Here is a 19,263-nt window from a genome sequence, read left to right as displayed (position 1 = left end):
ATAAATTACTTAAAGGATAAGCTCTTTAAATAGAGTTTATCCTTTTAAAAAAATAAAAAAAATGAATACTTTAAATACGTTTTTTGGTGCTATCCAAAATGTAAATATCAATTTAATTGAAACACTTTTAAAAAGGTTTCCGAGTTTAGCAAATTCTAAAGACCAAAGAGGATTTAGTCCGTTAGTTTTTGCTACTTATTTTGATAAAGAAGAAATTGCAGCCACATTAATTAAGCACAATGCCAATGTAAATCATAGAGATGCTAAAGGAAATACAGCTTTGTTAGGTGTTGCTTTTAAAGGAAATGTGGAAATTGCCGAACTTTTATTGCAAAATGGTGCACATATAAATGCACAAAATAACTCAGGCTATTCTGCCCTTATTTTTGCTACTTTATACAACCAACCAAAAATGGTGGAATTTTTATTAAAGCAAAATGCAGATTCATCACTAAAAGACTTAGAAAACAAATCTGCATTAGATTATGCAAAAGAAAAAGATTTTAAAGAAATAATTACCCTTTTAGAAAATGAAGTATCTATTTGCTCGCAAACAATTTAATATCGTTTGCAGATACTTCTTTTTCTCCTAAAATAATTAAACGTTCTATAACGTTGCGCAATTCTCTAATATTACCTGTCCAATCGTATTTTTGTAACAATTGAATGGCTTCTGTAGAAAAAGCTTTTTTAGGTGTACCTTGTTCTTTAGAAATTTTTTCAGCAAAAAAATCTACCAATAAAGGGATATCTTCTCTCCTATCATTTAAAGCAGGAACTTGAATTAAAATAACTGCTAATCTGTGGTATAAATCTTCTCTAAATCTGCCTTCTGCAATTTCTACTTTTAAATTTTTGTTGGTAGCTGCCACCACTCTAACATTTACTTTTATGTCTTTGTCAGAACCTACTCTAGAGATTCTATTTTCTTGTAAAGCACGTAATACTTTGGCTTGTGCAGATAGGCTCATATCACCAATTTCATCTAAAAAAATGGTACCTCCATTTGCAGCTTCAAACTTACCTGCTCTGTCTTTATTAGCCCCTGTAAATGATCCTTTTACGTGGCCAAACAATTCACTTTCTATTAATTCTGATGGTATTGCAGCACAGTTCACTTCAATCATAGGGGATTTTGAACGGTCAGATTTTTCGTGCAACCAATGTGCAACCAACTCCTTACCAGTTCCATTTGGCCCCGTAATTAAAACTCTAGCATCTGTGGCTGCAACTTTTTCTATAATGTTTTTTATGTGAGTAATGCCATCACTCTCACCAATCATTTCGTAATTTTTACTTACTTTTTTCTTTAATCTTTTATTTTCTACCACCAACACTTTTCTGTCTAAAGCATTACGAACGGTATTTAATAAACGATTTAAATCTGGTGGTTTAGAAATATAATCAAAAGCCCCTAAACGCATTGTATTTACAGCTGTATCTAAATCACCATGACCAGAAATCATAACAATTGGCACTTCTGGTTTTATCTTTTTTGCTTTTTCTAATACCTCAACACCATCCATTTTTGGCATTTTAATATCACATAAAACCAAATCGAAATCGTTATTTTTTATCATTTCAATTCCTAACAAACCATCTTCTGCTTGCTCTACATGATACGCATCATTTTCTTCGGATATTATTTTTGATAAAACCCTTCTAATTGCAGCTTCGTCTTCTATGATTAATATTTTTGCCATCTATATTTTAAATTTTATTCCTGTTCTTAAATAAAATGCATTTACTTTATCTAGTGTAAATACATTTTCTCTATCCTTATCTCTTAAAACATTATTCATTCTTAATGTATAGCCACTATATGCATATAAAACCAAATGTTTGGTTAAAAAATGCTCAAAGCCAAAACCACTAACAACAACAGATAAAGAAACATTTTCTGCTTCTTGATCTAAGATTGTAATTGGTCTTTGTAAATGCGCAAAATAGCCATCTATACCTACAAAAGTTTGAAACATATTTTTATCATTAATCTTATATTTTACATTGGTTTTTGGCACACCTGCATTAAAAGACCAAGATTCATTTACTTGCCTAAAATAACTTACAAATGGTAATGGAAAAGGAATACCAGTTGTTGTATTGTAGGTTAAACCCAAAATTAATCGATAAGGTTTTTTTATGGATTTATCTTCTGTTCTATCCTTTACAAAAAACATACCACCATTTAAAAATAAATCATCGCCAGTAATTTTTTCTGATAATGTAGATGCTAATCTTGGTGTAATTTTAAAACCTGCTCTCCAAGTTTCGTTTAACATAAAGGTATATCCTAAATTAATATCTAGAATAGTTAAATTTTCGATACGTGTTTTATCAAACGGATATTGATCGTTTAAATTAAGAAAAATAGAATTGTACTCTGCACCAACTAAAATATAGGCCTCTTTTTTAATTTCTATGGGATAATTTACCAACGCTTTAATTCTGGTAAACTGATCATCAGATTTATTTTTTGGGATAAAAGAATATTCTAACCTCGCCAAATCCGACAGTTGTGCATTTATAACGCAAACGAAGAACAAGAAAGTTATTAAGAAAATTCTTTTGATCACAATTTTATTTTTTTTCTGTAAACAAATGTACATCTCTTTGAGGAAAAGGGATGGCAATGTTGTGTTCTTTAAACGCTTTATTTATTTCGAATCGTATATTGCTTTGCGTAAAACGTACTTCGAAACTATTATTTAAGGTAAAAACCACTTTAAAATTAAGCGAACTATCTGCAAAATCTGTAAATAAAACTACAGGAGCAGGATTTTTTAAAACCGTAGGTTGATTTTTGGCAATGTCTAATAAAATCTTTTTCACCAATTCTACATCAGATCCGTATGCAACACCCACACTTACAGATTCTCTAGTTTCTGTTCCATTTTCTGTCCAATTAAATAAAATATTGGTTAAATACAAATGATTGGGTATTACTAACACTTTATTATCTACAGTTACAGCTCTAGTTGTTCTTAATCTAATATCTAAAACTCGACCAATTTTTCCTTCTAATTCTATAATATCGCCAACGTGAACAGTTTTATCAACCAAAATAAAAATACCAGAAATTATATCTTGAAAAAGGGTTTGTAATGCCAAACCCACACCAATTAATAAAGCTGCAGAAGCCGCAAATACTGCAGTAACATCTACTCCAGAAGTATTCATGGCTACTAAAAAAATAACCAAAAACACAAACCACCTTACATAACCAAAAACTGTTGCAAATTTTTGTTTATCATTATCTGGCATTTTTCTGGTGATAAACTTTCTTACTAGTTTTAATACATAAGAAGTTACCAATAATGCAACCACAACAAAGATTAAACCTCTTACTGTAATTCCTATTTCTTGACTAAAAACAAATTTATAATCTAAAATAGAGGTGGTTTCTTCTACAATGGTTTCTTTAACTTTATCAATAGTATCTTGCAGCATTTATCCTTTATATTTTAACCATTTATACAAATCTTTATAGGTAGGTTTTTTACCATACATTAAAATACCCACTCTATAAATCTTAGCTGCCAACCAAACCATAAACACAAAAGTAATGATTAATAAAATCATAGAAATGGCTAACTCGTACCAAGAAACTCCAAAAGGAACTCGCATTAACATTACAATGGGGCTAGTTAACGGAATGTAAGAAAAAGCAACCGAAATTGGCCCATGAGGATCGTTAATTACAGTGGCAAAACCAACATAAACCCCTAAAATTAAAGGCAACATTATTGGTAACATAAATTGCTGCGTATCTGTTTCATTATCTACAGCTGCACCAACTGCAGCGAATAATGAACTGTATAACATATACCCACCTAGAAAATAAAAAATAAATAAAATGAATAATTTTAAAATCGGTAATCTTAAAATTTCTTGAATTAACAATTGCATTTTATCTCCACCAGCAGCTTTTTGTGCAGCTTCTAATTGCTCTGCAGGAATTCTAGAAGTTTGCATTTCTACCATATCTACTCCAAAAATAGAAGAAGCAACAGTGGTAATAATAAATAGCAAAATACCCCAAATAAAGAATTGCAATAACCCAGCAGAAGCATTACCAATAATTTTACCCAACATTAACTGAAAAGGTTTTACAGACGATACTATTACCTCTATAACTCTACTGGTTTTTTCTTCTATTACACTTCTCATTACAGAAGTACCATAAATCATTACAAACATCATTAAAAAATAACCTGCTATTGCACCTACTCCAATTTTTAATCCGTTTATTAATTTTGAAGATTCTTCTCCAGAAAAATTATACATTTTAATATCAGATTGAATTCTAGATGCATTTATTTTGGCAATATCAATCCCGAAATTATTAAGTTTTTCGTTTCTGATTTTAGATTCTATTTTACTTTCTAAAGCACCCATTACAGACATTCCTGGTGAATCTTTTGAGTAAAATTCTATTGATTTTGCCAAAAGTTCTAAACTATCTTGTTTAGGAATTATTAAAGCTCCATAATGATTACCAGCTTCTACTTTCTTTTTGGTTTCCTCAACTCCTAAAGCCGTAAAATCTTGATAATGTAACGTTTTGGTGTTTTTAAAATCTTCTTTAGAAAACAATCCTGATTGATCTACATAAACGATTTCTTTAACCTTTTCGTCATTTTTTTTCATCAAAAAATAAACCAAAGCACCCATACCTACCATAATTAGCGGACTTAAAAAAGTCATCACTATAAACGATTTATTACGTGCTTTTGCAATAAATTCTCTCTTTATAATTAGTGTTAATTTGCTCATTTTTCTTAACTGTTTTTATTTATTGCCTGAATAAAAATATCGTTTGCACTTGGTATTAATTCTACAAAATGTTGTACTTCTCCTCTACTAGTTAAAAAAGACAACAAATCGTTGGCAGAGTTTGTTTCGTTTAGTTTTACATTCATGGTCATTTCGTTACCTAGCAATTTAAAATCCGCAGGAAAAACCTCAAAACTTTCTTTTAATTGTGCTTTCACTTCATTCGGATTTGCTGTATTTAAGCCCACTTGAAATGTATTGGTTCTAAACTCACGTTTTATATCCGACAATTTACCATCAAGTATTTTGTTGGATTTGTGAATCAACGCAATTTCATCGCACATTTCTTCTACAGATTCCATTCTGTGTGTAGAAAAAATAATTGTAGCACCTTCATCTCTCAACTGTAAAATTTCTTTGGCAATTAATTGTGCGTTTATAGGATCAAAACCCGAAAAAGGCTCATCAAAAATTAACAACTTAGGTTTGTGCATAACAGTTACAATAAACTGTACTTTTTGCGCCATTCCTTTAGAAAGTTCTTCAATTTTTTTACCCCACCAAGCAGAAATATCAAATTTATCGAACCAATATTTTAGTCGTTTTTTGGCTTCTGATTTAGACAATCCTTTTAATTGAGCTAAATACAAAGCTTGTTCACCAACTTTCATAGATTTATACAAACCTCTTTCTTCTGGTAAATAACCAATGTCTGCAGTATGCTTTGGTGCTAAAGACTCTCCATCTAATAAAATAGAGCCAGCATCTGCCATTGTAATCTGATTAATAATTCTAATTAAAGAAGTTTTACCTGCTCCATTTGGGCCAAGTAAACCATAAACACTACCTTTAGGTATATGGATCGAAACATCGTTTAATGCTCTAAAATCTCCATAATTTTTAACAACATTATTTATTTCTAGTAAGTTATTCATAGATTTGAGTCTATTTTTTTAGTTGATTTATCACAAATTTAGTTATTTTTTAGAGGGAATTGTTATTGAATTAAACATTTGTTACAGATAAATAAAATGTTAAAAATTACTATGCATGCATAACTTTTTTTAAAATTTATTATGCGTGCATAGTAAATTTTAATATATTTGTCAAAATGGATAAGGACAAGTCAATAGATCATCAACTCAGAGCAACATGGCAAGCTGTTGCAAAATTATACAATGAGCAAGCCACAAAGTACGATAGCACAATGTCTTCTGCTTTTGTTTTGCTTACAATAGATAAAGTTAAAGGCACACCATCTACAGCATTAGGCCCATTAATGGGTATGGAACCTACAAGTCTTTCTAGAATTTTAAAATCGATGGAAGAAAAAGGGGCTATTTATAGAGAAAAAAATCCTGATGATGGTAGAAGCGTTATTGTAAAACTAACTGATTACGGATTAGAAATGCGTAAATTTTCTAAAAATCACGTATATCAATTTAATAACGTAATAAGAGAACACGTAAATGAAAATGAGTTGGAATCTTTTTTTAAAGTGATGAAAACCATTAACACGTTAATTGCCGAGAAAAAAATATTTGAATCTACAAATCAAGATAAATAGACATAGTTAACTAATTACAAACAAATGACAAGAAGAATTAAAAAAGTAGCAATCATAGGATCTGGAATTATGGGTTCTGGTATTGCATGTCACTTTGCTAATATTGGTGTTGAAGTTCTTTTATTGGATATTGTTCCAAGAGAATTAAACGACAAAGAAAAAGCAAAAGGACTCACATTAGAAGATAAAGTAGTTCGTAATCGTTTGGTAAATGATGCTTTAGCCACTTCTTTAAAATCGAAACCATCTCCTATTTATAGTCAAAAATTTGCAAGTAGAATTACTACTGGTAATTTAGAAGATGATATTGCAAAAGTAGCAGATGTAGATTGGATTATGGAAGTTGTTGTAGAACGATTAGACATTAAAAAAATCGTTTTCGAAAAATTAGAGAAATATAGAACTCCTGGTACTATTATTTCTTCAAATACTTCTGGAATTCCGATTCAATTTATGAACGAAGGCAGAAGCGAAGATTTTCAGCAACATTTTGCAGTAACTCACTTTTTTAATCCACCAAGATATTTAAAACTTTTTGAAGTTGTTCCAGGACCAAATTGTAAACAAGAAGTTACAGATTTCTTAATGATGTATGGTGACAAGTTTTTAGGTAAAACATCAGTTTTAGCCAAAGATACTCCTGCATTTATTGGAAATAGAATTGGAATTTTCGGAATCCAATCTTTATTTCATCAAGTAAAAGAGTTAGGTTTAACTGTAGAGGAAGTAGATAAATTAACAGGTCCTGTAATTGGTCGTCCAAAATCGGCTACGTTTAGAACTGTAGATGTTGTTGGGCTAGATACTTTGGTACACGTAGCTAATGGTATTTATGAAAACTGCCCTAATGATGAAGCGCATGAATTGTTTAAATTACCAGGTTTCATCAACACAATGATGGAAAATAAATGGTTAGGAAGTAAAACTGGCCAAGGATTTTACAAAAAAGTAAAAAATGCTGATGGCAAAAGTGAAATTTTAACCTTAGACTTAGATACATTAGAATATCGTTCTAAAAAACGTGCAAAATTTGCCACTTTAGAACTTACGAAAACGATTGATAAACCAATTGATCGATTTAAAGTTTTAGTAGGTGGTAAAGATAAAGCTGGTGAGTTTTACAGAAAGAACTTTGCAGCCATGTTTGCATACGTTCAAAATAGAATTCCAGAAATTTCTGACGAACTTTATAAGATTGATGATGCCATGAAAGCTGGTTTTGGTTGGGAAAATGGTCCTTTCGAAATTTGGGATGCTGTTGGTGTAGAAAAAGGAATCGAATTAATGAAAGCAGAAGGACATGAACCTGCAACTTGGGTAACAGAAATGTTAGCTGCTGGCGCTACCTCTTTTTATTCTGTTAAAGAAGGTGCTACTTATTTTTATGATATTCCTGCTAAATCTCAAACTAAAAAACCAGGTCAGGATTCTTTTATCATTCTAGATAATATTAGAAAATCAAACGAAGTTTGGAAAAACTCTGGAGCTGTAATTGAAGATTTGGGAGATGGAATTTTAAATCTAGAATTCCAATCTAAAATGAATACTATTGGTGGTGATGTTTTAGCTGCAATTAATAAAGCAATTGATTTAGCAGAAAAAAATCACCAAGGATTAATTATTGGTAATCAAGCAGCAAACTTTTCTGTAGGTGCCAATATTGGTATGATTTTTATGATGGCTGTAGAGCAAGAATATGATGAATTAAATTATGCCATTAAATATTTTCAAGATACCATGATGCGTATGCGTTATTCTGCAATACCTACAATTTCTGCTCCTCATGGAATGGCTTTAGGTGGAGGTTGCGAAATATCACTACATGCAGATAAAGTTGTTGCAGCAGCAGAAACTTATATAGGTTTGGTAGAATTTGGAGTTGGTGTAATTCCTGGTGGTGGTGGTTCTAAGGAAATGGCGTTAAGAGCATCAGATTTGTTTCATAAAGGTGATGTTCAATTGAATGTGTTACAAGAGCATTTCTTAACCATTGGTATGGCAAAAGTTGCAACTTCTGCTTACGAAGCTTTCGATTTAGGTTTATTACAAAAAGGAAAAGATGTAGTAGTTGTAAATAAAGACAGACAAATTGCACAGGCTAAAAAGCATGCCTTATTAATGGCAGATGCTGGTTACACACAACCTGTAAAACGCAATGATGTTCTGGTATTAGGTAAACAAGCATTAGGAATGTTCTTAGTAGGTACAGATTCTATGGAAGCAAGTAACTATATTTCTGCTCACGATCAGAAAATTGCAAATAAATTGGCTTACGTTATGGCTGGTGGAGATTTATCTGAACCAACAAAAGTATCTGAACAATACTTATTAGATATTGAGCGCGAAGCTTTTTTAAGTTTATGTACAGAACGCAAAACTTTAGAAAGAATTCAGCACATGTTAAAAACGGGTAAACCTTTACGTAACTAAAATCCCATCTAAATCTTCCCAAAGGGAAGACTTAAAATTAGGAATTTATAAAATGAAGTTTAAAATTTAAAAAATAACCCAGACAAATTCCCTTTCCTTTGGAAAGGGTTAGGGATAGGATTATGAAAACAGCATATATAGTAAAAGCATATAGAACAGCAGTTGGTAAAGCACCAAAAGGGCTGTTCAGATTTAAAAGAGCTGACGAATTAGCTGCAGAAACCATTCAATATATGATGAATGAACTGCCTAATTTTGATAAAAAAAGAATTGATGATGTAATTGTTGGTAACGCAATGCCAGAAGGTGCTCAAGGTTTAAATATGGCACGTTTAATCTCTTTAATGGGATTAGATATTGTTGATGTTCCTGGAGTTACTGTAAACCGTTTTTGTTCTTCAGGATTAGAAACAATTGGTATGGCTGTTGCTAAAATTCAATCTGGAATGGCAGATTGTATTATTGCAGGTGGAGCAGAAAGTATGAGCTCTGTACCAATGACAGGTTTTAAACCCGAATTAAATTATGATACAGTTGCAGCTGGTCATGAAGAATATTACTGGGGAATGGGTAATACAGCAGAAGCTGTTGCCAACGAATTTAAAGTGTCTCGAAAAGACCAAGATGAATTTGCTTTAAACTCGCATTTAAAAGCATTAAAAGCTTTAGAGGAAAATAGATTTCAAGACCAAATTGTTCCTATAGAAGTAGAACAAACTTTTATTGATGCAAAAGGTAAAAAAGCAACAAAAAAATATACAGTTAATAAAGATGAAGGTCCAAGAAAAGGATCGAACATAGAAGGTTTAGCAAGATTGCGTCCAGTTTTTGCTGCTGGTGGAAGCGTAACTGCTGGTAACTCATCTCAAATGAGTGATGGTGCTGCCTTTGCTTTGGTGATGAGCGAAGAAATGGTGAAAGAGTTAAATCTAGAACCTATAGCTAGAATGGTAAGTTATGCTGCTGCAGGTGTACCTCCAAGAATTATGGGTATTGGCCCAGTTGCTGCAATTCCGAAAGCATTAAAACAAGCAGGTTTACAACAAAATGATGTTGAATTAATAGAGTTAAATGAAGCATTTGCTTCTCAATCTTTAGCTGTAATTCGCGAGTTAGGCTTAAACCCTGATATCATAAACGTAAATGGTGGAGCTATTGCATTAGGTCATCCTTTAGGTTGTACAGGGGCAAAATTATCTGTGCAATTGTTTGATGAAATGCGCAAAAGAGAAATGAATAATAAATACGGAATGGTTACCATGTGCGTAGGAACAGGACAAGGAGCTGCAGGTATTTTTGAATTTTTAAACTAATCATCCGTAAAAACAACATTAAAATGGAAACTACAAACAAAGACATATTAAGAGGAGGACAATTCCTAGTTAAAGAAACAAATTGTGAAGATGTATTTACTCCAGAAGATTTTTCTGAAGAGCAAGTAATGATGAAAGAAGCTGTAAAAGAATTTACAGACAGAGAAATTGTTGCAAATAGAGATCGTTTTGAAGCTAAAGATTATGCGTTAACAGAAGAAGTTATGAAAAAAGCTGGAGAACTTGGCTTTTTAGGTGTTGCTGTTCCTGAAGAATATGGAGGAATGGGAATGGGCTTTGTTTCTACTATGATTACTTGCGAATATATTTCGAGTGGAAATGGTTCTTTAAGTACCGCTTTTGGTGCACATACAGGTATTGGTACAATGCCAATTACATTGTATGGAACTGAAGAACAAAAACAAAAATATGTACCAAAATTAGCTTCTGGTGAGTGGATGGGCGCATATTGTTTAACGGAACCAGGTGCTGGTTCTGATGCCAATTCTGGTAAAACTACTGCTGAATTAACAGAAGATGGTAAATCATACAAAATTAATGGGCAAAAAATGTGGATCTCAAATGCAGGTTTCTGTAATGTGATGATCGTTTTTGCACGTATAGAAGATGATAAAAACATTACTGGATTTATTGTTGAGTATGATGCAGCAAATCCAAATGGAATTACTTTAGGTGAAGAAGAGCATAAACTAGGAATTCGTGCATCATCCACAAGACAAGTATTTTATAACGATACAATTGTACCAGTAGAAAATATGCTATCTGTTAGAGGTGGTGGATTTAAAATTGCCGTAAACGCATTAAATGTTGGTCGTATTAAATTGGCTGCAGCTTGTATAGATTCTCAAAGAAGAGTGTTAACAACTGCTTTACAATATGCAACAGAAAGAAAACAATTTAAAACGCCTATTGCAGAATTTGGTGCTATAAAAGCCAAATTAGCTGAAATGGCTACAAATTGTTATGCTGGTGAATCTGCTAGTTACAGAGCTGCTAAAAATATTGAAGATAGAATTAATATGAGAATGGCTTCTGGGAATACACATCAAGAAGCAGAATTAAAAGGCGTAGAAGAATATGCAATTGAATGTTCTATCTTAAAAGTAACAGTTTCTGAAGATGTACAAGCTTGTGCAGATGAAGGTATTCAAATTTTTGGAGGAATGGGCTTTTCTGAAGAAACACCAATGGAAGCTGCTTGGAGAGATGCTCGTATTTCTAGAATTTACGAAGGTACAAACGAAATAAACAGAATGCTTTCTGTGGGTATGTTAATTAAAAAAGCAATGAAAGGTCATGTAGATTTATTAGGCCCTGCTACTGCTGTTGCTGATGAATTAATGGGAATTCCTTCTTTTGATACACCAGATTATTCTGAACTATTTGCAGAAGAAAAAGAAATGATTGCTAAACTAAAGAAAGTCTTTTTAATGGTTGCAGGTGCTGCCATTCAAAAATTTGGACCAGATTTAGAGCAACATCAACAATTATTATTAGCTGCTGCAAATATTTTAAATGAAATATACATGGCAGAATCTACCTTATTACGTGCAGAAAAAAATGCAAAACGTTTTGGAGAAGAAGCACAAGAGGGCCAAATAGCTATGGCAAAACTATACTTATACAATGCCGTAGAAATTATTGCTAAAAACGGTAGAGAAGGTATTGTTTCTTTTGCTGAAGGAGATGAGCAACGCATGCTTTTAATGGGATTAAAACGTTTTACCAAATATGCAAACTACCCAAATGTTATTGCGTTAAGAAATACAATTGCAGAAAAGTTGAAAGCAGAAAATAAGTATTGCTTTTAAAAATTTATTTTAAAGCATAAAATGTTTTAAAATTTAGTTGTTTGTTTAAAAAGACCATTGTAATTAATGGTCTTTTGTTATATTTGTTGTTTATAGATTCCCTAAGTCAACCACAACAATTACAAAATATGAAAACAAAATTATTTTCATTTATTTTATTTTTGGTGCTTTTCGGAAGCTGTAAAGAACCAAAAGTTATTGAAATTAATACAGAAAAATTATTAGAATCTGTTAAAATACTTTCTGCAGATGATATGCAAGGAAGATTTTTTTCTACTCCAGGTAACTTAAAAGCTAGACAATATATTGTAGATCAGTTTACAGAACTGGGCTTGCAAAAAGTTATAAATAACGATTACGTACAAGAATTTTCGCATACATTTAAAGGTAAAAGCAGACACGAAGCTTTTCCGATGGTAAAACCAAAACCTTTAGACGATTACTCTAACGTACCAGATACTACTGCAACTGGTGGTAATATAATTGGTATGTTAAAAGGACAAACGGATAAATCTTTTGTAATTACTGCACATTTTGATCATTTAGGAGTAAGAGATGGTAAAATTTACAATGGTGCTGATGATAATGCTTCAGGAACTGCAGCTTTGTTTACCATAGCTCAGTATTTTAAAGATAAACCTACAAAACATAATTTAATATTTGCAGCTGTAGATGCCGAAGAAATTGGCTCTTTAGGTGCAGATTATTTTTTAAAAAACTACAGAGATAGAAAAAATATCGACTTAAATATAAATATGGATATGATTGCACACAGCGATTACGATCCTGAGTTATTTGGATCTGGTTTATACCATTATCCAGATTTAAGAGATCCTTTAGAAGATATTTATTCCGAAAAAATAACTTTATTATTTGGGCACGATGATCCTGAGAATAAAGAGCAAAGTGATTGGACTTTTTCTTCTGATCATAGAGTTTTTCATAGAGCTCAAATTCCATTTATTTATTTTGGCGTTCCAGATCACAAAGATTATCATAGAAGTACAGATACTTTTGGCACTATAAATCAAGAATTTTATATAGAAGCAGTTAAGATTGTAATTCAAGCCATTGAAAATCTTGATGCTGAATTAAGCAACTAAAAAAAAAGAGATTTCTAAATTTAGAAATCTCTTTTTTTTTGATAATGATTTCTTACATCAATCAATTTTTAATCAGAACTAAACAAGAACCACTTCATTAAAATTAAAACGTTTCAATTTAACTATTGAAACAACAATAGAGTTGCAGAAGTTGCAAAACAAAAAACTTCGATCTTTCAATTTAAAATGATTATGAAAATAACTAAATCAAAAATTTTTATTTTATCAGGATTGATAAATATTGTTGCTGTTCTAGTTTTATCTCGCTTTTTTACCAATATTTATATTCCGAAATACGATGCAACAGTACTATCTAATTTCGGACTATTAATGATTGTTCTTTGGGGATTTACCTATATTTCAGTTGCTAAAAGTTATAAAAAAGTAAAATGGATTGTTGCTGTTTTTGCAATAGAAAAACTAATTTACGGAATAATTTGGGTAAAATGGCGATTACAAAATAACGTATCTCCTATTTTTGAAGAAGATTTAATGGCTGGTATTTTTTATTCTATTTACGGAATTAATGATATTCTATTCTGTATTTTCTTTTCAATCGTTTTTTTAAAATTATTTAGAAATAAAACAAATTAAATTAGCTAATCACTTTTTTATCAATACTTTTGCGCGCATTTTATAAACAAGATAATGAAACGTATAAAACAATATAAAAAACTCTTTAACGTAGAAGGAGCAATAGATTTAAAAGAGTTAAAAAAAACATATAGAGGTTTGGTTAAAGAATGGCATCCAGATAAATTTCAAGATGCAGAAAAAAAAGCTGAGGCTGATATAAAAAGTACTGAGATTATAGATGGTTATCACTTTTTAGTAAGTATTGCACCAGAAACCAAAGCAGCTAATTTAGAAGCCTATAAAAAAACGATTACAGAATTTCAGGTTGCAGATTGGCATCATAAAAGCATGTTATTAGAAGTTACTTTTACTGATGGAAATACTTATGAATACTTTGGTGTAAACAAAATTTTATTCGGAAAATATGTGAATGCAAAATCGATGAACAATTTTGGAAAAAGAAACATTTATACTAAATTTTTATATAGAAAATCTAAAAAAGCTTCTGCAATGGCTTAATGGTTTTTGGTTTCTTTAAAAATCACAAAAAAATATTTTATAAAATAAAAGGTCGTATAAGAACTAATCTTACACGACCTTATTTGGTTAGTATCGAAAAAAACATCAACATTTTTTTAAAATCAAATCAAAATCAATTTTTATCATTTCAGAAACAACAATTAAACCTAACATCTTTTTTGGAACTTTTAAGCCATAATCAACAGTATTTACATCTAAATTTCCAGTAATATGGTATTTTTTATCTTCCTTAACCTCTACTGGAATCTTGTAAGTATTAGAAATACCCGCAATATTAATTTCTACTAAAGCTTCTATTAAAGCTTCTTTTTTTTCAATTTCTTTTAAATTTAATAATATAGAAGGAAACTCATTAGACTTTAATAGCTTATTAAAATCTCTATTAATTCCTTTACCACCACAATCAAAACAAGAATTTTTTAACACCAAATCTGCTTTCTTAAAAAACATTTTGTTTTCGTTTTTCTTAAAACAAATTGGTATAGATTTTTCCTTTTGTACAAAGTTAAATTTACATTTAAACTTGTTTACGTTTGTAGTTCCGTGAATTTCTAATTTACTTTCTGGCTCTAATTGAAAAACAGTATTGTTATTAAATCTATTTACCTTTACAAAAGATAGACTTGATAAAATTGCGATTAAAAAAATAATTTTTCTCATAACCTTTATATTTTTTAAATTATAGGAAAGAAAAAACAAATCTCTTGTAAAGTTAAAAAAACAAGAGATTTGTTGAAGCATTAATTTAATTTGTTATTCTTTCACTGTTTTTAGAAACTAATTGCAGCCTCTAATATAACACCATTAAACTTACCTTGATTTAAAGTGCTTGTTGCTGCAAAACCTTCATATTTTTGATTAACATATTCCATTTTAACCAAAATATTATTGGTCATAAACCAACCAGCTACTAATTGAGATCTTTTAATAGTGATATCTTCTCCTGTCATTTCTTCAGAATCTACAGTATTATAACGCCCTCCAATATATAAGTTTTCATTTTTACCAAATCTATACAAAAGTTCACCTGCAAATTGATTTGCTGTTCTATCTTCTAATTCTGCTGTTGCTTTACCTGAAGCAGTTTCAATAGTACCAAAAAACTCTAATCCTTTATATTTTATAAATGGGTTAAACATAATAGCAGAAATACTATTTTTTAAGTTAGGGTTGTATCTACCTGATCTAAAATTGTCTGATGTTGCAGCATCTGCCATCATTACACTATAATATCTAGAACCAGCTCTATCTGCTGAATACAAGTATGAGTTTGGAACATAACCTGTATTATACATAGAACCTGTAATTCTTACTCTTAAATCTTCATTTACTTGTTTATCATAACCTAACTTCGCTAAAAAAGAAGCTCCTCCACTTGATCCATCTTCTGATGTTTTCTCTACAGATTGATTTAATTTTCCATTAGAAACACCTAACATCCCTATAAAACCATTTTTTTGAACTAGTAATTCTGCACCTACTTCTGTAGTATAAGAATCCATAATTAAATTACCAACAAATGGATTGTGCATTGTTTGAGCGTTATCACTTCTTCTAAAATGAGCATCACCATAGTTATTTTCCATATGTCCTACTTTTAAAGTAGCATATTTCATAAAATCTTCCATAAAACCTTCTTTGATAAAATCTAATTTATCTATTTGAAAATAACCTCCTTTTACATAAGTTTCATGATGATGACGAGAAGACAAAAATGTACGTAAATGCATTCTAACTCCATCATATAAAGCTACATCTATATCTAAATTTGCAGTAGCTAAATTAAAATTTGAACCAATAGGTTGTAATTCTATACCTGCTAAATCAGAGTTTTCATGATCTATTCCTTGAAATTGCAATGTAGAAGCACCTCCTATTCTTACTTTAAGACCATTAAAACTAGTTGATGTACTTTTTGGTGCTTCAAATACATTAACACCTCTTTTATCCGTATATCTATAGTTGTCTAAATCTCTATTTTCTTGCGCATAAATACCTAAACCTAAAAGCATTAAAGCTATAACTGTTACTTTTTTCAAAATTATCATCATTATTTTTATTTATTTATTTATTTATTTATTTATTTGTTTGTTTGTTATTTTAAAATTGTATTGAATTTAATTGTTACTTCATTACCTGTTTTAATTGTACCAAGTAATGCTTTAGGAGGATCTACATTAAAATCTGTCATTTTAATTGTTTTTTCTCCAACAAGTTTCACCTCATTATCATTTTTGTGTAAGATAAATTCTAGAGATATCATCTTGGTTACACCTGAAATTTTTAAATTCCCTTTTGTTTTAAACGTATAACTGCCGTTTTTTAATTCACTAACTTCTTCTGTGCTTAAAAATTGAAACTCAATTGTAGTGTATTTTTTTAAATTTAAAGCCTTGTAGGTATTCTTGTCCATACCTCCTTTTCCACTTTTTAAACCTTCCACCTCAAGAACTATATTCAGTTTTTTAATTTGAAGCTTATTGGCAGTTTCTATGGCTAAAGTTCCTGTTTGATTTTCTGCATCAATTTCCCAATCGTGTATATTGGACGTACCATACACTATTAATGAAGATTTTTGTGCATCTAAAGTGTATTCTTGAGCATATAAGCTAGATGAAATACCTAAAAACATTATAGCTATTCCGATAATTGATCTTTTAATTCTTGTTATATAATACATGATTATGATATTAAAATTATACCGCAAATTTATTATGTTAAAACAGTCTAAATAATGACAAATATCATATCCTTTAAATCTTAAACAAAAAAGAGGGATTTAAAAATTTAAATCCCTCTTTTTTAATAATTTACTAATAATTTATTTTTCAAGCGCTCCTAGATAACGTTCAGCATCTAAAGCTGCCATACAACCTGTACCTGCAGCAGTAACTGCTTGTCTGTATTCTTTATCCTGTATATCTCCGGCTGCAAAAACTCCAGGTATATTTGTTTTTGTAGATTTCCCTTCAGTAATTAAATAACCTGTTTCATCCATATCTAAAACACCTTTAAATAAATCTGAATTTGGTTTATGACCAATGGCAATAAAAACACCTGTAACAGAAATATCGTGCTTTTCTTTTGTTTGATTATTGATTGCTCTAACACCTTCTACTACATTATCACCTAAAACTTCATCAATTTCTGTATTGTATAAAACTTCTATATTTTCAGTTTTATTAACACGATGTTGCATTGCTTTAGACGCTCTCATATAATCTTTACGCACCAATAAAGTTACTTTTTTACAAATATTTGCTAAATAAGTAGCTTCTTCTGCAGCTGTATCTCCTGCTCCAACCACTACAACATCTTGCCCTTTATAGAAAAATCCATCGCAAGTAGCACAGGCAGAAACTCCACCACCAATTAAACGTTGTTCACTTTCTAATCCTAAATATTTTGCAGTTGCCCCTGTAGAAATAATAATTGTTTCTGCTTCAATTTCTTTAGACTCATCTACAATAACCTTATGTATACCTCCTACTTCTGGGTTTAATTCTACTTTAGTTACCAAACCAAAACGAACTTCTGTGCCAAAACGTTCTGCTTGTTTTTGCAAATCTGTCATCATAGCTGTACCATCTGTACCATTTGGATATCCAGGAAAATTATCAACTTCTGTCGTTGTTGTTAATTGCCCTCCCATTTGCATTCCTGTATACATTACTGGTTTCATATCTGCTCTTGCTGCATAAATTGCTGCAGTATAGCCTGCTGGCCCAGAACCGATAATTAAACATTTAATTTTTTCTATATTTTCAGACATCATATTGTGTTTCAATTTTGAGAAGTAAAAATAAAGATTTTTAAACCTTATAAGAGAGAAAGTTTATAAGTTTTTATGATAAAAAAATAAGAGAAAAGAATAGTAATCTAAAAACCTATTTTGGCAATAGACGAACAATTCCTAAATTTTCTACACCTATATAAATATAACCATCTAAGCCTTGCTCAATAGAACGAACTCTACCAATATCTTTTAGCAATTTTACCTCTTTAAAAACTTTATCACCTTTTAAAATACACCTACTTACATATTGAAATTTTAAAGACCCCACTAACAAATTACCTTTCCATTTTCCGTATTTATCACTATTGATAAAAGCCATGCCACTAGGCGCAATTGAAGGTGTCCAATAATGAATGGGGCTTTTCATACCTGGAGCATTTGTTTTATCTGTAAATTTAGTACCACTATAATTAATTCCATAGCTTACTTTTGGCCAACCATAATTTTCTCCTTTTTGTATGATGTTAATTTCATCTCCACCTCTAGGACCATGTTCGTGTGCCCAAATTTCATTGGTAAAAGGATTCATTTCCATTCCCTGTGGATTTCGATGACCGTAACTAAAAATTGCTTTTTTAGCATTTTTATGATCTACAAACGGATTGTCTTTTGGGATTGAACCATCATCATTTAAACGATAAATTTTACCACAATCTCTAGTAATATCTTGCGGATTTATATCTCTATTTCCTCTATCTCCAATGCTAAAATAAACGTGATTTTTTGCATCAAACGTAATTCTTGATCCAAAATGTTGACCTCTTGTAGTATTTGGGTACGCTTTATATAAGATTTCTTTATTTATTAATTGATGGTCTTTTAATTTTGCCCTCATTAAAGTGGTGTTACCTCCATTTCCTTGACCTTCAGAAGAGGCGAATGTAAAATAAACCCACCCATTTTCTTTGTAATTTGGATGCAATTCTACATCTAAAAAACCACCTTGACCACGAACATAAATTTTAGGAAGATTAGTTATCTGAGTTTTTCTTCCGTTTTTAAAGTGAATTAACTTACCTTGTTTTTCTGTGATTAACATAGAATTATCAGGTAAAAAAGTAAATCCCCATGGATTTATAAGATCTGGCACAACCAACTCATATTCTTTCTTTTGAGAAAAAACAGCAACACTTAAAAAGAATAATATTGTATAAATAAATTGCTTCATGATCTTTATAAAATTAAATTAAAAAAAATAAATACAATATATAAATATTATTCTATATTTGCAGTCCTAAAATTGATGACTATTTTCGGGGTGTAGCGTAGCCCGGTCATCGCGCCTCGTTTGGGACGAGGAGGTCGCAGGTTCGAATCCTGCCACCCCGAC

18 protein-coding genes and 1 tRNA gene are annotated in these 19,263 nt (G+C 30.8%); 9 read left to right on the top strand and 10 right to left on the bottom strand.

Translation table 11 applies throughout. The features are described 5' to 3' along the window. Positions 1-61 precede the first annotated feature (61 nt). Entirely contained in the window at positions 62-562 is a 501-nt protein-coding gene (locus tag ACWYN7_RS12375) for an ankyrin repeat domain-containing protein (RefSeq protein WP_462860289.1), read from the top strand. Here the strand turns inward: ACWYN7_RS12375 and ACWYN7_RS12370 are convergent. From ACWYN7_RS12370 to ACWYN7_RS12350, 5 genes are all read right to left on the bottom strand, one after another. Next, complete coding sequence (locus tag ACWYN7_RS12370; RefSeq protein ID WP_462860288.1) at positions 540-1,703, bottom strand: sigma-54-dependent transcriptional regulator; 1,164 nt, start codon at positions 1,701-1,703, stop codon at positions 540-542. The two genes, ACWYN7_RS12375 and ACWYN7_RS12370, sit on opposite strands and share 23 nt — an antisense overlap. Then, positions 1,704-2,507 (bottom strand): DUF6268 family outer membrane beta-barrel protein, encoded by an 804-nt coding sequence (locus ACWYN7_RS12365; protein WP_462860287.1) that lies wholly within the window; start codon positions 2,505-2,507, stop codon positions 1,704-1,706. A 73-nt stretch (positions 2,508-2,580) separates the two neighbouring features. Continuing rightward, complete coding sequence (locus tag ACWYN7_RS12360; RefSeq protein ID WP_462860286.1) at positions 2,581-3,450, bottom strand: mechanosensitive ion channel family protein; 870 nt, start codon at positions 3,448-3,450, stop codon at positions 2,581-2,583. Next, positions 3,451-4,776, bottom strand: a complete 1,326-nt coding sequence (locus ACWYN7_RS12355; protein ID WP_462860285.1) for an ABC transporter permease — start codon at positions 4,774-4,776, stop codon at positions 3,451-3,453. Positions 4,777-4,781: 5 nt separating this feature from the next. Next, a complete protein-coding gene (locus ACWYN7_RS12350; RefSeq protein WP_462860284.1) occupies positions 4,782-5,711 on the bottom strand; it encodes an ABC transporter ATP-binding protein in 930 nt (309 codons plus the stop codon). A 176-nt stretch (positions 5,712-5,887) separates the two neighbouring features. Between ACWYN7_RS12350 and ACWYN7_RS12345 the strand changes: the two genes are divergently transcribed. From ACWYN7_RS12345 to ACWYN7_RS12315, 7 genes are all read left to right on the top strand, one after another. Beyond that, positions 5,888-6,343 carry a MarR family winged helix-turn-helix transcriptional regulator gene (locus ACWYN7_RS12345; RefSeq protein WP_462860283.1) on the top strand — a complete coding sequence of 152 codons (456 nt, stop codon included), beginning with the start codon at positions 5,888-5,890 and terminating at the stop codon, positions 6,341-6,343. A 24-nt stretch (positions 6,344-6,367) separates the two neighbouring features. After that, a complete protein-coding gene (locus ACWYN7_RS12340) occupies positions 6,368-8,773 on the top strand; it encodes a 3-hydroxyacyl-CoA dehydrogenase NAD-binding domain-containing protein (protein WP_462860282.1) in 2,406 nt (801 codons plus the stop codon). Positions 8,774-8,895: 122 nt separating this feature from the next. Further along, positions 8,896-10,086 (top strand): acetyl-CoA C-acyltransferase, encoded by a 1,191-nt coding sequence (locus tag ACWYN7_RS12335; RefSeq protein ID WP_462860281.1) that lies wholly within the window; start codon positions 8,896-8,898, stop codon positions 10,084-10,086. A 23-nt stretch (positions 10,087-10,109) separates the two neighbouring features. Next, a complete protein-coding gene (locus ACWYN7_RS12330) occupies positions 10,110-11,918 on the top strand; it encodes an acyl-CoA dehydrogenase family protein (protein ID WP_462860280.1) in 1,809 nt (602 codons plus the stop codon). 128 nt (positions 11,919-12,046) lie between these two features. After that, the gene (locus ACWYN7_RS12325; protein ID WP_462860279.1) at positions 12,047-13,021 is read left to right on the top strand and encodes a M20/M25/M40 family metallo-hydrolase; all 975 of its coding nucleotides are present in this window, start codon (positions 12,047-12,049) and stop codon (positions 13,019-13,021) included. A 192-nt stretch (positions 13,022-13,213) separates the two neighbouring features. Next, positions 13,214-13,615 carry a hypothetical protein gene (locus tag ACWYN7_RS12320; RefSeq protein ID WP_462860278.1) on the top strand — a complete coding sequence of 134 codons (402 nt, stop codon included), beginning with the start codon at positions 13,214-13,216 and terminating at the stop codon, positions 13,613-13,615. A gap of 54 nt (positions 13,616-13,669) precedes the next feature. After that, positions 13,670-14,116: a KTSC domain-containing protein gene (locus ACWYN7_RS12315; RefSeq protein ID WP_462860277.1), complete on the top strand. Its 447-nt coding sequence runs from the start codon at positions 13,670-13,672 to the stop codon at positions 14,114-14,116. A gap of 105 nt (positions 14,117-14,221) precedes the next feature. Here ACWYN7_RS12315 and ACWYN7_RS12310 read toward each other — a convergent pair whose 3' ends face one another. From ACWYN7_RS12310 to ACWYN7_RS12290, 5 genes are all read right to left on the bottom strand, one after another. Next, on the bottom strand, positions 14,222-14,797 hold the full coding sequence (locus ACWYN7_RS12310; protein ID WP_462860276.1) for a YceI family protein: 576 nt from the start codon (positions 14,795-14,797) through the stop codon (positions 14,222-14,224). A 110-nt stretch (positions 14,798-14,907) separates the two neighbouring features. Beyond that, positions 14,908-16,188, bottom strand: coding sequence for a hypothetical protein (locus tag ACWYN7_RS12305; RefSeq protein WP_462860275.1), 1,281 nt, complete (start codon positions 16,186-16,188; stop codon positions 14,908-14,910). A 44-nt stretch (positions 16,189-16,232) separates the two neighbouring features. After that, positions 16,233-16,817: a YceI family protein gene (locus ACWYN7_RS12300; protein ID WP_462860274.1), complete on the bottom strand. Its 585-nt coding sequence runs from the start codon at positions 16,815-16,817 to the stop codon at positions 16,233-16,235. 141 nt (positions 16,818-16,958) lie between these two features. Next, positions 16,959-17,909 carry a thioredoxin-disulfide reductase gene (trxB, locus tag ACWYN7_RS12295; protein WP_462860273.1) on the bottom strand — a complete coding sequence of 317 codons (951 nt, stop codon included), beginning with the start codon at positions 17,907-17,909 and terminating at the stop codon, positions 16,959-16,961. A 115-nt stretch (positions 17,910-18,024) separates the two neighbouring features. Next, positions 18,025-19,101, bottom strand: a complete 1,077-nt coding sequence (locus ACWYN7_RS12290) for a PQQ-dependent sugar dehydrogenase (protein WP_462860272.1) — start codon at positions 19,099-19,101, stop codon at positions 18,025-18,027. An 86-nt stretch (positions 19,102-19,187) separates the two neighbouring features. On the opposite strand from ACWYN7_RS12290, the gene ACWYN7_RS12285 reads away from it, so the two are divergent. Then, positions 19,188-19,262: transfer RNA gene (locus tag ACWYN7_RS12285), tRNA-Pro, on the top strand. Position 19,263: the final 1 nt, after the last annotated feature.

Source organism: Polaribacter sp. M10, from assembly GCF_054968445.1.
This window is presented reverse-complemented; position numbering and strand designations above follow the sequence as displayed.

Excerpts from the sequence above, each read along its gene's own strand:
- ACWYN7_RS12375 (WP_462860289.1), top strand. The coding sequence starts at position 62 with ATGAATACTTTAAATACGTTTTTTGGTGCTATCCAAAATGTAAATATC.
- ACWYN7_RS12370 (WP_462860288.1), bottom strand. The coding sequence starts at position 1,703 with ATGGCAAAAATATTAATCATAGAAGACGAAGCTGCAATTAGAAGGGTT.
- ACWYN7_RS12360 (WP_462860286.1), bottom strand. The coding sequence starts at position 3,450 with ATGCTGCAAGATACTATTGATAAAGTTAAAGAAACCATTGTAGAAGAA.
- ACWYN7_RS12355 (WP_462860285.1), bottom strand. The coding sequence starts at position 4,776 with ATGAGCAAATTAACACTAATTATAAAGAGAGAATTTATTGCAAAAGCA.
- ACWYN7_RS12350 (WP_462860284.1), bottom strand. The coding sequence starts at position 5,711 with ATGAATAACTTACTAGAAATAAATAATGTTGTTAAAAATTATGGAGAT.
- ACWYN7_RS12345 (WP_462860283.1), top strand. The coding sequence starts at position 5,888 with ATGGATAAGGACAAGTCAATAGATCATCAACTCAGAGCAACATGGCAA.
- ACWYN7_RS12340 (WP_462860282.1), top strand. The coding sequence starts at position 6,368 with ATGACAAGAAGAATTAAAAAAGTAGCAATCATAGGATCTGGAATTATG.
- ACWYN7_RS12335 (WP_462860281.1), top strand. The coding sequence starts at position 8,896 with ATGAAAACAGCATATATAGTAAAAGCATATAGAACAGCAGTTGGTAAA.
- ACWYN7_RS12330 (WP_462860280.1), top strand. The coding sequence starts at position 10,110 with ATGGAAACTACAAACAAAGACATATTAAGAGGAGGACAATTCCTAGTT.
- ACWYN7_RS12325 (WP_462860279.1), top strand. The coding sequence starts at position 12,047 with ATGAAAACAAAATTATTTTCATTTATTTTATTTTTGGTGCTTTTCGGA.
- ACWYN7_RS12320 (WP_462860278.1), top strand. The coding sequence starts at position 13,214 with ATGAAAATAACTAAATCAAAAATTTTTATTTTATCAGGATTGATAAAT.
- ACWYN7_RS12315 (WP_462860277.1), top strand. The coding sequence starts at position 13,670 with ATGAAACGTATAAAACAATATAAAAAACTCTTTAACGTAGAAGGAGCA.
- ACWYN7_RS12310 (WP_462860276.1), bottom strand. The coding sequence starts at position 14,797 with ATGAGAAAAATTATTTTTTTAATCGCAATTTTATCAAGTCTATCTTTT.
- ACWYN7_RS12305 (WP_462860275.1), bottom strand. The coding sequence starts at position 16,188 with ATGATGATAATTTTGAAAAAAGTAACAGTTATAGCTTTAATGCTTTTA.
- ACWYN7_RS12300 (WP_462860274.1), bottom strand. The coding sequence starts at position 16,817 with ATGTATTATATAACAAGAATTAAAAGATCAATTATCGGAATAGCTATA.
- trxB (WP_462860273.1), bottom strand. The coding sequence starts at position 17,909 with ATGTCTGAAAATATAGAAAAAATTAAATGTTTAATTATCGGTTCTGGG.
- ACWYN7_RS12290 (WP_462860272.1), bottom strand. The coding sequence starts at position 19,101 with ATGAAGCAATTTATTTATACAATATTATTCTTTTTAAGTGTTGCTGTT.